Genomic DNA, 12,542 nt, shown 5'->3' on the forward strand with positions numbered 1-12,542 from the left:
ACGTGAGTCAGCATATACCTTGAATCTTCGCGCTAGTGTGCGTCGAGCATGAGTATACACGCACAGTTAAGGTATATCGGACGCAACCGGTGGTATGAGCAGGCAGATCCGTATCAGTATCGAGGACGACGAAGTGTTCGAGCGGCTGAAGCGCCGGAAGGACGCGCTGGACCTCTCGTGGGAGGACGTGCTGCGACGGGGTCTCCGGGATAGCTCCGAACCGCCGCGCGGACCGAATCGACCGACCCCACCCAACCGGACGGACCGCGCGAACCGGAGCCGTGACTCCGAGGAGGGCCGGGACGACCACGGCTCCCGTCGAGGTCCGCGACACCCCCACGGGGGGTACCGGGGCCGCTCACACGCACACGGCTCGCACCGTAGTCGGGGACGTCGTCACGGCCGCGAGCACACGCGAGACGAGGTACACGCACACCATGCCCACTCGCCGTTCGCCCCCGAGTTCGGGGAGCGACTCGCCGAGAACATCCGGTCGTCGCTGGAGAGCGCACTCGGTGGGGGGGCGACCGTCGGGTCGTCGGGCGAGTCCCCGCTGTTCGGCGCGATGGGTTCGATAGACGACGAGATAGACCGGCTGGAGGAGGCCGAGGACGCAGTGCTGGTCCTCGGTGAGGACCGGGCCGCGAGCGTCCCGCTCCGTGTCGAACTGCACATCGGTGCCGACGGGATGGACGTCGACGTCGTCGCCGTCCGTACCGGGAAGGACACGGGAGAGATGAACCGGTTCGGCGACGGCGCGCGTGCGGTCGTCGCCAAGCGCCTGGCACGCGGTGACACGGCGCGACTGGAACTCGCCGACGGTGACGAGACGTACGACGTCCGGCCGGACCTCACGTGGGCGCGTGGCCCGGACGGCGTCCCCGTCGTCGCGGACGCGGCCATCCGGAGCGTCGTCTTCGACGAATCCGAGGACTGACCATCCGCGTCCCTCGCGACACCGTCCGCACGGAGAGTCCGTCGTCGGTCACTCCCGTGGTGTCCGCGCGATGGTCTCCGGCGTCGTCACTGTCGAGTCACGTCGTAGAAGCGCCTGCGTCGTCACTCGGGGGAGTGCGACGCGGATGTGAGAACGGTGTCAGTCGATGTGGCCTTCGCGGCGGAGCTGGTCGGCGTCCTGTCCGGAGTAGCGCCACTCGATGTTCGCCTTCTCGTCCTGCCAGTCCCACGGCTCGACGATGACGACGTCGCCCTCGTTGATCCAGGTCCGGTACTTCATCCGACCGGGGATGCGGCCCATTCGGTTCTGGCCGTCCTCGCAGCGCACGCGGACGTGGTTCCCACCGTTGTGTTCGGTGACGACCGCGAACAGTTCGTCGTCGTTGGGCATGCGGAGGTTCCGACGCCCTGACTCCTCGCTCATACAGGTACTACGTGCCGGTACGGGTAAGTCATCTGATACACATGGTAACGAGACTCACGTGAGGTGTTGGCACTCTCTCGGGCAGCGTCCCTCCTTCTCGGACCCGCGAGAGCGTGCTGTCGGTGAGCAGCCGTGGCCCGACGACCCTCGCGTATGACACCTTCGGCGGTGGCTCGACGGCCCCAACGCGGAGAGGTTATTACCACACCCCTCATTACCGAATGCATGCCACACGAGTTCGAATGCTTTCAGGACGGCTGTAACTTCGGTGTCCGCGCCGACAGCGAGGACGAGGTGGTCCACCTCGTCAAAGAACACGCCGAGTACGTCCACGACCTCGACATCGACCGGGGCGCGATCGTGAGCGAGATCGAGACCACGTGACCGCATCGGCGCGATGAGCGACGACGCCTCCGACGACGCTCCCGCCGACGCTCCGGATATCGATGGCCTCGCCGTCGAGGCGGTGACTCGGCCCGACCTCCTCGACGCGCTGCGAGAAGGTGCGATGACCACCGGTGACCTGGAACGGATGCTCGACTGCTCTCGATCGACTGTCCACCGGGCGGTGTCGCTGCTCCGGGAGAGCGGGGCCGCCGTCCAGACCGACGACGGGTACGCGCTCACGGGCGTCGGGCGGAGTGTCGCAGCGGAGACGAGGCGGTACCGGGACCGACTCGGGACGGCGGCGCGTCTCGGCCCGTTCCTCAACGCGCTCCCGGTCGACGCCCCGGAACCGCCGCTCGACGCGTTCGCCGACGCGACCGTGACCGAACCGGACGGTCGCCGACTCCACCCGTCGCTGTCCCGCCTGCGTGACCTCGTCGCGGACTCCGACCGGGTCCGGTTGCTGTCGAGCGTCATCTCGCCGGTGTACGTCGACCTGCTCCACGAGGCCGTCCTCGACGGCGCACGGGTCCAGGCGGTCTTCGACCCGGCAGTGGTCGAGATAATCTTCGAGGAGTACGCCGGCGACGTCCGTGATGCGGCCGACACCGGGACGTTCGAGGTGCGCATCGGCGACGACTGTCCGTTCGAACTGTTCGTCTTCGAGCAGCGGGTCGCGCTCGCCGTCCACGACGAGGCCGGGCACCTCCGGGCGTTCGTCGAGTCGAGCGACGACGACGCGTACGCGTGGTGCGAGCGACTGTTCGACCGGTACCACGACGCCGCCGACTACGCGACGGTCATCTGAGGCGTCCCACCGGCCCACGGTCGCCTCCACCGTTCGCCACGCGAGGGCCGTTCGACGAATCGAACGCGTCCCACGAAAGGAACAGAATCGGCGGTAGAGGCTCCAGCAATGGCTTTTTCAGTATGCAGGCGATATGAACGAATAGGTAGCCGGGCCCCGGAGACGCCCGGCGACGAACTCCCACAATGAGCGCACGCTATCCCGACGACCCGAACGACCAGAACGGCGCCGGCGGTCCCGCCGACAACGACACCACGGTCGACGGCAGGGTCTCGAACGACTCGGACAGCACCGGGGACGAGGCACCGACGAACGTCTGTCAGGTCCGCTACGGCGACGACGTGGGCCGAGCCCTCTGCGTCGCCATCGACGACGCTATCGTCGGTGTCGGCGCCGAGGAGGCCCGGTTCCAGGTCGCGGCGGTCATCGACGTCGAACGAGTGGAACAGCTGACCGACGGGACGCCGTTCATGGTCGCCGTCCCACTCGCTGGGGGTACGCTCGAGATAACCGAACAGACGGTGGTGTACGACCGGCGGTGACCGGCCGGTCGTCACCTCGCTTGCTCTGACTCCGATCCCGTCGACTGCCGACCGACCGGGTTCGGTCGGTCACCCGGCTGCTCCCGGACTCACTCCTCGTCGTCGGGGGTGTCGATGTCGATGGTCGTCGGTTCCTCGTCTACCACCGTCCCCGCCTGCTCGTTCGTCAACTCCTGCAGTGACGTCACTATCGTCTCCGGGTCGACCGTCTCCACCAGATACTCGACCAGCGACGCGCCGACGCGTCCGGCTATCTCGCGGCCGACGAGGCCCGTAACGCCGCCTCCGACCACGCGGTCGGCCAGTCGTCGCGCGACGACCTTCCCGACCGGGCCACCGAGCGCCTCGTGGAGTTGCGCCTCGTCGACCGCCTCCTCGTAGGCGACCCCGTTCTGGAGCGCCTCGAAGTCGACGGCCTCGAACAGCTCTCGCACGACGTCGACGAGCGCCAGCGCGTCGAGCCCCGTGTCGAGGCTGTCGAGCGCGTCGTCGGACCCGGAGTCGTGGCTGCCGGCTGCGTCCTCGCTCATCGGACGTCCACCTCGCTGTGTCGTTCCATGCGGGACACGACCAGCGCGCGACGGATGGGGGCGCGGCTTGCGTCAGCATCCTCCAGAACTGTGCCCGCGTCGGGGGCTCCGCTCCCGCCGCCAGACGGCCGTTCGACGTCGAACGCGGGGCGTGTGTGACTCTCGGGGCACCGACTGCTGTTACAGAGACTGTCGCTACAGCGACTCCGTCTCCTCGACGTCCTCGGCTATCTCGTCGAGGTTCCGCTCCTCGTTCGCCTCCGACTTCCCCTCGGTTCTGCCGGAGAGTTCGCCGTACAGCGCCTCTCGGACCTCCTCGGGCGTATCGTACTCGTCGCGCTGGCTCATGCGGTCGAAGACGCTGCCGAGCGACTCCGTCTCGTTGGGCATGTCGAGTGGCTGGTCGGCGTACTGTTCGGCGAGCTCCTCGTTGCGGACGGGGTACTCCTGCTCGCCGAGGTCGCGCTCGACGTCCTCCATGATGCGCTCGACGCTCTCCGCGCGGTCGTGCTTGCGCTGCTCTGACCGGTCCTGAACGTCGTCTCGGGACATGCCCTCGGCTACGGGTCAGCGACTGAAAGCCGTGTGGGCTGCCTGCACGCGGTGTGTTGAGGGGGAGCACCGACGGTCCCGTCCGAAGAGGGCGACGTGGCGAGTCGAGGTGGTCAGTTCGTCGAGACGATCTCGACGACGTCGCGGTGGTTCAGGTGGTGGCCGGAGCCGATCTGCCGTTTCGAGCGGCAGTCGACGCCGTGGAGGAGGCCCTCGCCGATGTCCGAGTGCAGGAAGTACGCGAAGTCCTCCGTCGTCGCCTCCGGGGGGAGAAGGAAGCAGTCGCGGAGCACCTTCCCCTCGTCGGTGACGACGCCGTTCGAACTGCCGGGGAAGATGGCCTTAACGCCGAGCTCGTCGAACAGCGCCGTCTCCAGCGCCGCCTGCACGCCCGTCTGACCGAACGCGTCCAGGAAGTCTCGTATCTGTTCGAGCCCCTGTTTCTGCTCCATCGAGCAGTCCGCGAGGATGTCGAAGTCGGCCTCGCCGGGCGTGTAGTCGACGACGCCCTGGTCGTCGGCGCTCTTGAGCGCCTTCTCCGCGTGTGCGCTCGCGGGGACGATTTCGAGGTGTTCGTACTCGGGGTCGCTGGTTATCTCCTCGAAGTTCGCCTGCGCCGCGGGCGTGTCCATCTTGTTCGCTGCAACGACCATCGGCTTCGTCCGGATGCGCATCTCGCGGGCGAGTGCGAGGCGGTCGTCGGCGTCCCAGGTCGCCGGGTCGAGGTCCAGGCCGAGTGCGAGAATCACCTGTTTGACCTGGTCCTTGTTCGTCCCGAACGCGTTCATCTGGTCGGCGACGTACTCCTCGATGGCGGGTTCCGTGCCCGCGTACGCGTTCTCGAACTTGTCGACGGCCTTCTCCAGGATGCCGAGGTACCACTGGTCGAGCTCCTCTTCGAGGAAGTCGATGTCGACGCGCGGGTCGTGGCCCTCCGTCGCCTCGCCCTCGATGTCGGTCGTCCCCGAGAAGTCGACGACGTGGACGAGCACGTCGGCCTCGTTGAGGTCCGAGAGGAACTGGTTGCCGAGGCCCTTCCCCTCGTGCGCACCCGGAATCAGGCCCGCAACGTCGACGAGTTTGACGGGGACGAACCGCGTCCCGTCGTCGCAGTAGCCCGTCTCGGGCGTGCAGGTCTCGCCGAACTCGGGGGCGGCGCAGTCGACGCGGACGTACGCCTCGCCGACGCTCGGGTCGATGGTCGTGAACGGGTACGCGCCCTCCGGTACGTCGTTCATCGTCGCGGCGTTGAAGAAGGAGGATTTCCCCACCGACGGTTTGCCGACGAGGCCGATCTTGTAACTCATTGGGCGGGTTCGGCGAGCGGGGTGCTAAGGGGTTGCGACTCCGACTCGCTTCGGTCCGTGTGAACGCGGCGCTCTATTCTGGTGGAGACGCACCAGATGGTCGTCGCCGACGCCCGCCCGACTCGGTCGGACACTCGCCACACAAAATAACTACAGAAGAATCTATATAGAAGAAATCATTCCAAGTCATTTCGGACAGATATTATCAGACCTGTCGGAATACGTCACGGTCGTTGTTGAGATAGACACGTTGGCATGGTACTTCTTACAGGGTGGTTCAGGGCGTGAGAATCGCAATCACTCGTCACGTGTGTCAACACTTCTCAATTCTTATCACATACACGAAATGTTTTTAGTACCTGGGGCTCGTTCTACAGAGTGTGGTCGGGTCGCTCCTGGTGGCCCGGCCCAAGTTGGCACCGAACGGCTCCCCCAACCATGTCACGACAACTCCACATCGACGGCTGGACCGACCCTCGAACGCCCTGCGACACGACGTCGCTCCTGACGACGTTCGCGCTGAGCGCGGTCGTCCCCATCGCCCTCCTGGCGGTGGAGTTCCCCGCGCTCACCGCGCTCGTCGGTGCGACACTGCTCGCGCTGCTGCTCGCCGCCCGGTACGCCGTCCCCGCCGCCGCACGACGGATGGACGGCCGTACGGCCGCCTTCCGCCTGCCCGGTCTCGACACGCAGGTCGAGGTCCGACTCGCGGCGCGACCGAACCGGTAGACCGAGCGACCGCACGACTGCACCGCAGGCGTTCGACGCGCGAGGCGGCCGTCGCTTCGTCGTCGGCAGCGTCGTGACACAGTCCCTCTCGCACGCGACCGGGGCACCCGCTACTGTCATTCCCCGTTCCGGTCGCGCTCGCTTCTCACCCGCCGAGCGATGCGACTCCCGTGTACTCCCACCGACCGCCAGTCTTCGTTGGGCGGCGTCGAGCAGGACCGTTCAGCGCGCGAGCAGTCGCTCGACGAGCGCACGCCCGACGCGGTAGGCGTTCTCGGCCGCGTCGTGGTTGGCGTGGTCGCCCGTCTCGAGGTCGAGGTTCTCCAGGGCCGCCCGGTCGACGGGCGGCCGGTCGTAGTTCGCCACCCCTCGAACCACCGTGTACCGGTCGAGCGCGTCGAACCGGTCCACGGCGACGGCCGTCCCCGCGGCCTCCATCTCGGTGACGCGGTACTCGCCCGCGTCGTAGGCGTCGACCAGCCACTCGGCCTGTTCGGCGAGCCGGTCCCCGTGCCAGAACTCGTCGCCCGAGACCACCGTCCCCCGCGTGACCCGTGGCGGGTCGTCGGCGACGGGCCGGAGGTCGGTCCCCTCGGCGACGTCGACGGCGAGGTCGGCGAGCGTCGGGTCGAGGTCGTAGACGTAGTCGCGCTCGCGCCAGTACAGCAGGTCGATGGGCTGGTCGTCGTCGCTGACCCGGTGTTTCTTGTCCCAGTCGACCACGCAGTCGCCGACACACACCGACCCGAACGGACCGCTGTCGGGTGGCCCGCCGGCGATGCCGACCGTCAGGACGAACGCGTCCGAGCAGTCGACGCGTGGCGAGGTGAACAGCGCGGTGAGCGTCGTCGCGGCGTCGGCCTTCCCGATACCGGTCGGGACGACGCCGACGCCGTCGTCGGTGACGCGGAGCGGAGCGCTCAGGCCGGGGAGCGTGCGCTCGTCGGTGAACTCCAGCCCGTCGAGCCAGGGGCGAAGTTCGAGGCCGATGGCCGGGAGGACGACGACGCGGAGCGAGAGAGGGGCCATACTCGTCGTCGCGCACGGACCGAGAAAACCGTTCGTGGCTCGCCGCTCAGACGAGGTCCGTCAGCGGGTGGAGCGTCTCGAACTCGTAGGTGGGGTCGACCGAGAGGGTGAGGTCGGACCGGTGCTCTCGGCGGAGGAACACCGAGTCGACGCCCGCGGCGTGGGCCGCTTCGACGTCGGTCTCGCTGTCGCCGACGTAGACGGCGTTCTCCGTCCCCACGTCGGCCAGCGCCCGCTCGACGAAGTGTGGGTCCGGTTTCTTGCGCCGGACGTCCTCGACGGTCGGCTGACGGCCGTAGTAGGTGACGAACTCCTCGCGCAGGTCGTAGTGGTCGAGGATGTACTCGATGGTCGCGTGCTGGTTCGAACTGACGATACCCAGGGGCACGTCGAGGTCGCGGACCACGTCGGCGTCCTCGTACATGGGTTTGCGTCCCTCGCGGACCTCGCGTTGCTGGACGGTCGTGTAGTTCGTGTCCCGGCGGTGCCAGAAGTCGGCCGGGTCGAGGCCGTGACGTGCGCACGTCGCCTCCAGTCCGTCGACGGTGACGCGCGAGGCCACCGCCGAGAGGTCGTCGTCGCTCGGGTCGACGTCGAAGTGCGAGAAGGCGTCGCGGGCGGCCCCTCGGAGCACGTCCCAGTCGGTTATCTCGGTGAGCACCCCGTCGTTGTCGAAGACGACCGCGTCGTAGGTCACGCCCGGCTCTCGCCGTGGACTGACAGTCAACCTATCGGATGACGTTCGATTCGAGGTCCCGCGGGAAGTACGTCAGCACCTCGGAGCCGTCCTCGGTGACGACGACGGTGTCGGAGTGGCGGTAGCCCGCGTCGTCGGTGTAGAGGCCCGGTTCGATGGTGTAGATGTGCCCCGGCTCCATGCGGGCGTCCGCCTCGTCGTACTCGGTCGACTCGGACTCGCAGTGGGCGGTCCAGCCACGGTCGACGTACGGCGGTTCGTGGCCGTCCATCCCGATGTTGTGCCCGACGTGGTGCTGTGCGAGGTCGGCGACGCCCTGTTCCTCGAAGTAGTCCGACACCGCCCGGTCCACGTCCGCGAGGAGGACGTCGGGGCCGAGGGCCTCAATGGCGATGGTCTGCGCTTCGAGCATCACGCCGAAGTAGTGGACCTGCTCGTCGGTCGGTTCGCCGACGAACATCGTCCGTTCGAGTTCGGAGTGGTAGCCGTCGACGTTCGCCGACGCGCCCGTGACGAGCACGTCGCCCTCCCGGAGTCGCTGGTTGGGCGTGTGGCCGTGCGGGAGGCGGGTCTCGTGGGCACTGATGAATCCCGCCGTCACCGGCCCGTCACCCCGAACGCGCTCGACGTAGCGACTCCCCAGCGTGTCGAGCATCGCCCGCGAGGCGTCCGTCGACGCCCGCTGGCTCACCGTCGCCGGGTGCGCGCCCGGTTCGGCGAGGTCCGCGAGGTAGCGATGGCCGAGGTTCGCCCACTTCGCCGACTCGCGAACCAGCGCCACCTCGTCGTCCGTTTTCGCCCAGCGCATCCGCGGGACCCACGACTGCGTCTCGACGTCGAGGAACTCGCTCAGCGGCGGGCCGGTGTAGCCCATCGTCCCCGGCGCGCCGTCGGCGTCTGCGAGGACGGATTCCGCGCCCATCTCGCGGACCATCGACGCGGCCGCCTCGACGGGTCGCCCGCCGGGGTAGTCGAAGTAGTGGTGGACCGCGTCGACGCGCGGGTTGTCCTGCACGCGGTCGACCTCCAGTCGCGGGACGGTCAGTTCGCAACGCTCGGGCGTGACGCCGAGGACGACCGGTCGCTCGGTCTGGATGTGCGCGAACCCGGTGAGGTACTCGATGCTCGTCGCGCCGAACCAGACGCCCGCGTCCGCGTCGCTCGCCGCGATGCGCTCGCGGACGGCCGCGAGACGGTCGTCGTACGCCGATTCGGGGAGCCGTGTTGCCATGAGGGAGCGACCCGCGCCCCCGACAAAAGCGTTCCCGCGGACGGTCGTTCCCGGCAGTCAGTCCGCCTCCGCGGTCGCCGACTCGGCACCGACCGACCGGTCGACGACCGTCCGCTCGGGAATCGGTTCGGGGGACTTCGCACCGACCGAGAACAGTCGCTCGAGCCAGGAGAGTTCCTTCGGGTTCGCCTTCGGGACGACGTGGTAGTCGACGGCGAACTCGCCGTCGGTCTCGTGGAGGTGGAAGTAGTTCAGCCGGAACCGCGGTCGATACACGCGAGGGAGGAAGGTGAACGGCGTCCGCACGCGCTGGAGTATCTTCAGCCACGTTCCCGTGTTCAGCACGTATCGGCCGTCGAGTTCGGTCAGCGACGCGCGGTGGGTGTGGCCGTAGACGAACGCGACGACCCGCGGGTGCTCGGCGAACACCTCGCGGGCGGCGTCGAGGTACCGTTCGTCGGGACCCTCCTCCTCGTCGAGCTCCTCGTCCTCGTCGGGGATGAACCGGAACCGTCTGAGCGTCCTCCGAGCGTCCCGCGCGAAGAAGAACAGGGGGACGGCGAACACGAGCGACAGCAGCACGAACAGGATGTTGATGCCGATGACGACGTTCACCGCGTCGCCGACGACACCGAGCGCGGTGAGGTACGTCTCCAGTTCGAGCGCGCGGATGCCCGTGACCGTGGCGGCGACGTCCGAGGCCAGCACGAGCAGACTGACGTAGAACGTCACCAGGAACGGCACCGAGGCGTAGCGGAGCAACGGACTCATCTCCCGGTAGTAGTAGTTCGACGCCATCCACCGGGGAATCTCGGTCATCGGCTGGACCGACTGGATGTCCTTCAGCCAGTTGTACCGCCCCCGGTCCGACAGTCGACCGGCGGTGCTCGTGACGTGCCGGTTGACGAAGTAGCCCGCCGGGTTCGCGTACGGGTTGCCGAAGTCCGGGATGTGGTTGTTCGGGTCCTGTTGCATCCCGTGTTCGATCCAGATCTGTCGGCCGTCGAGGTCACGCACCAGGTGGAGTTCCTGTTCGAGCGTGACGTTGTACGCCGCGAGACGGTCCACCCACGCCGGGTCGCAGGCCAGTTCGTAGTCGTGGTTACCGGGGATGAACGTCACCTCGATGCGCTCGCCGGTCGTCCGCAACTGGTCGAAGAGCTCCGGGTACGACTCCACCAGCACGTCGAACTTCGCGAGTCCGTCGACCTCCGTGAACTCCCAGAGACCGAACGCGTCCCCGAGGACGACGAGTTCCGTCGTCTCGTCCGCGGGGGCCGCCGCGGCGCTCGCTTCGAGGCCCCGGAGGAAGGCGACGAACTCCGACTCGAACTCGCAGTGGCGCAACTGCTCGTCGCCGCCGATGTGCAGGTCGCTGACGAGGTAGTAGTCGGTCGCCATCCCTTCTGACTGCCAGAGGGGTTGGCGCGCCCGGAGCATCAATCTCGCGCGGGAGCCACCGAACCGTGACTCACCGTCCCGCGTGACTACTCGACGACGGTGTTCCGGAGCGTCCCCACGCCCTCGTAGGTGATCTCGACCTCGTCGCCCGGTTCGAGCAGACCGGGGTTCGCGGGACTGCCGAACGAGACCACGTCGCCGGGTTTGAACGTGAACCGCTGGGAGAGGTGGGCGACGAGTTCCTGCGGCGTGAAGAACATCTGTGCGGTGGTCGCCTCCTGTCGCTGCTCGCCCGCGACGTACGTCTCCATCGCCATGTCGCTCACGTCGGCGTCCGTCTCGACGTACGGGCCGAGCGGCGCGGACCCGTCGAACGCCTTCCGGGCGGTGCGGCCCACCTGGTCGAGACAGTCGAGGTCGTTCATGACGGTGTACCCGCGGAGCACGTCGTCGACCTCACGCTCGTCGAGTTCGTGGCACTCCTCGTCGATGACGGCGGCGAGTTCGCCGGCGTAGGTGAACTCGTCGGTGAACTTCGGGTACTCGATGGGCGCACCGGGGGCGAGCACCGACACCGGCGGCTTGATGAAGAAGTCCGGTTCGTCGGGCGTGTCGTAGCCCATCTGCTCGACCTTCTCGCCGAAGTTCCGCCCGACGCAGTAGCAGGCCGTCGGTTCACAGGGTGCGAGCAGGTCGTACTCCGACTCCTCGTACCGGTCGCCGTCGTCGGTCGTAACGCCGCCGTCCTCGTAGCGCCCCGTCCGGACGCCGTCGTCCGTCGAGATGCGGGCGAGTTTCGCCATGGTCGGGTCTCTCGTGGGTGTGTGGTAGGTGTTGTGTACGCGGTTCGGAGCGAGCGAGCGAAGCGAGCGCGTGAGAACCGCGGAACGGCGAGCGGTGAACGAAGTGAACCGCGAGCAGCACGCCGTGAGCGAGCGCGGGGCCCGTCGCAAGGAACGGGCCGCGCCCGTCCGCGACAGCCCTCAGTTGGCGAGGTTCCGGAGGTGGGCCTTCGTGCCGCCGTTCTCGTACAGTGTGCGGTAGTTCGCGGCGACGATGGTGGCGGCGCGCTCCATGTACTTCGGCGACGACCCCGCCATGTGCGGCGTCAGGATGACGTTCGACAGGTCCCACAGCGGCGAGTCGGCGGGCAGCGGTTCGGTGGCGAACACGTCGAGCGCAGCGCCGCCGACGACGTGGTACTGGAGCGCGCTGACCAGCGCGTCCTGGTCGACCACCTCCCCGCGGGCGACGTTGACGAGCACGCCGTCCTCGCCGAGCAGTCGGAGCTCCTCGCGGCCGACCAGCCCCCGTGTCTCGTCGGTGAGCGGGCAGGCGAGCAGGAGGTAGTCCGAGCGCTCGCAGACCTCGGCCAGTCCGTCGGGGCCGAAGCACTCGTCGACGACGCCGTGGTTCGTCGACGGGTCGCGCTTGACGCCGAGCAGGTTCATCTCGAACGCGTCCGCGAGTTCGGTGACGCGCGTCCCGATGGCACCGAGGCCGACGATGCCGAGGGTCTTCTTCATCAGTTCGCCGCCCGAGTAGCGCTCCCAGACGGTGCGGTGTTGCTGGTGCATCCCGGTGAGCAGGCCGCGTTCGAACGCCAGCAGGTAGCCGACGACCTGCTCTGCGACGGGTTCGGAGTGGACGCCCGATAGCGTCGTCAGCGCCACGTCCCGCTCCGCCAGCGCGTCGCGGGGGTAGCTGTCGACGCCGGCCGAGAGCGCCTGTACCCACTCCAGCTCGGGAGCGTCGTCCAGCAGCTCCTCGGGGAACCGGGCGGAGACCACGGCTTCGGCGTCGCGTAGCGACTCGCGGAACGCGTCTTCGGTACGTGGGTGCTCGACCGTCACGGCGGGCAACGCCTCGGCGAGCGCCTCGCGGAGTTCGTCAGCCGCGGACCGCGAGACGGTGTGTGTGAGCAAGAGCCGATTCATAGCGTCGGGTC

The 12,542-nt window shown here is 68.0% G+C and carries 15 protein-coding genes; 5 read left to right on the forward strand and 10 right to left on the reverse strand.

What is annotated here, in order from left to right:
• Window positions 1-94: 94 nt before the first annotated feature.
• On the forward strand, window positions 95-937 hold the full coding sequence (locus MX571_RS07965; protein WP_247415271.1) for a hypothetical protein: 843 nt from the start codon (window positions 95-97) through the stop codon (window positions 935-937).
• 159 nt (window positions 938-1,096) lie between these two features.
• On the opposite strand, the gene eif1A is transcribed toward MX571_RS07965, so the two are convergent.
• The gene (gene eif1A / locus MX571_RS07970; RefSeq protein ID WP_282594475.1) at window positions 1,097-1,381 is read right to left on the reverse strand and encodes a translation initiation factor eIF-1A; all 285 of its coding nucleotides are present in this window, start codon (window positions 1,379-1,381) and stop codon (window positions 1,097-1,099) included.
• A 225-nt stretch (window positions 1,382-1,606) separates the two neighbouring features.
• On the opposite strand from eif1A, the gene MX571_RS07975 reads away from it, so the two are divergent.
• The 3 genes from MX571_RS07975 (at window position 1,607) to MX571_RS07985 (ending at window position 3,118) form a co-directional block, all read left to right on the forward strand.
• Entirely contained in the window at window positions 1,607-1,765 is a 159-nt protein-coding gene (locus tag MX571_RS07975) for a DUF1059 domain-containing protein (protein ID WP_247415272.1), read from the forward strand.
• 13 nt (window positions 1,766-1,778) lie between these two features.
• Window positions 1,779-2,576, forward strand: coding sequence for a helix-turn-helix transcriptional regulator (locus MX571_RS07980; RefSeq protein ID WP_247415274.1), 798 nt, complete (start codon window positions 1,779-1,781; stop codon window positions 2,574-2,576).
• Between the two features lie 185 nt (window positions 2,577-2,761).
• A complete protein-coding gene (locus MX571_RS07985; RefSeq protein ID WP_247415275.1) occupies window positions 2,762-3,118 on the forward strand; it encodes a hypothetical protein in 357 nt (118 codons plus the stop codon).
• An 89-nt stretch (window positions 3,119-3,207) separates the two neighbouring features.
• On the opposite strand, the gene MX571_RS07990 is transcribed toward MX571_RS07985, so the two are convergent.
• From MX571_RS07990 to MX571_RS08000, 3 genes are all read right to left on the reverse strand, one after another.
• Window positions 3,208-3,648, reverse strand: a complete 441-nt coding sequence (locus MX571_RS07990; protein WP_247415277.1) for a hypothetical protein — start codon at window positions 3,646-3,648, stop codon at window positions 3,208-3,210.
• Between the two features lie 195 nt (window positions 3,649-3,843).
• Window positions 3,844-4,200, reverse strand: coding sequence for a DUF5789 family protein (locus MX571_RS07995; RefSeq protein ID WP_247415278.1), 357 nt, complete (start codon window positions 4,198-4,200; stop codon window positions 3,844-3,846).
• Window positions 4,201-4,313: 113 nt separating this feature from the next.
• Window positions 4,314-5,507, reverse strand: coding sequence for a redox-regulated ATPase YchF (locus MX571_RS08000; RefSeq protein ID WP_247415279.1), 1,194 nt, complete (start codon window positions 5,505-5,507; stop codon window positions 4,314-4,316).
• A gap of 438 nt (window positions 5,508-5,945) precedes the next feature.
• Between MX571_RS08000 and MX571_RS08005 the strand changes: the two genes are divergently transcribed.
• Complete coding sequence (locus MX571_RS08005) at window positions 5,946-6,236, forward strand: hypothetical protein (protein WP_247415281.1); 291 nt, start codon at window positions 5,946-5,948, stop codon at window positions 6,234-6,236.
• Window positions 6,237-6,458: 222 nt separating this feature from the next.
• Here the strand turns inward: MX571_RS08005 and MX571_RS08010 are convergent, their stop codons facing one another.
• From MX571_RS08010 to MX571_RS08035, 6 genes are all read right to left on the reverse strand, one after another.
• Window positions 6,459-7,265, reverse strand: a complete 807-nt coding sequence (locus MX571_RS08010) for a phosphorylase family protein (protein ID WP_247415282.1) — start codon at window positions 7,263-7,265, stop codon at window positions 6,459-6,461.
• 46 nt (window positions 7,266-7,311) lie between these two features.
• Entirely contained in the window at window positions 7,312-7,962 is a 651-nt protein-coding gene (locus MX571_RS08015) for an HAD family hydrolase (RefSeq protein ID WP_247415284.1), read from the reverse strand.
• A gap of 31 nt (window positions 7,963-7,993) precedes the next feature.
• Window positions 7,994-9,193: a M24 family metallopeptidase gene (locus tag MX571_RS08020; protein ID WP_247415285.1), complete on the reverse strand. Its 1,200-nt coding sequence runs from the start codon at window positions 9,191-9,193 to the stop codon at window positions 7,994-7,996.
• 57 nt (window positions 9,194-9,250) lie between these two features.
• Window positions 9,251-10,594 carry a metallophosphoesterase gene (locus MX571_RS08025; RefSeq protein WP_379751941.1) on the reverse strand — a complete coding sequence of 448 codons (1,344 nt, stop codon included), beginning with the start codon at window positions 10,592-10,594 and terminating at the stop codon, window positions 9,251-9,253.
• Window positions 10,595-10,680: 86 nt separating this feature from the next.
• Window positions 10,681-11,397 carry a fumarylacetoacetate hydrolase family protein gene (locus MX571_RS08030; RefSeq protein WP_247415288.1) on the reverse strand — a complete coding sequence of 239 codons (717 nt, stop codon included), beginning with the start codon at window positions 11,395-11,397 and terminating at the stop codon, window positions 10,681-10,683.
• Window positions 11,398-11,577: 180 nt separating this feature from the next.
• Window positions 11,578-12,531 (reverse strand): D-2-hydroxyacid dehydrogenase, encoded by a 954-nt coding sequence (locus tag MX571_RS08035; RefSeq protein WP_247415290.1) that lies wholly within the window; start codon window positions 12,529-12,531, stop codon window positions 11,578-11,580.
• Between the last annotated feature and the right edge of the window lie 11 nt (window positions 12,532-12,542).

The sequence above is a fragment of the Halomarina salina genome (assembly GCF_023074835.1).
GTDB classification, from domain to species: Archaea; Halobacteriota; Halobacteria; order Halobacteriales; family Haloarculaceae; genus Halomarina; species Halomarina salina.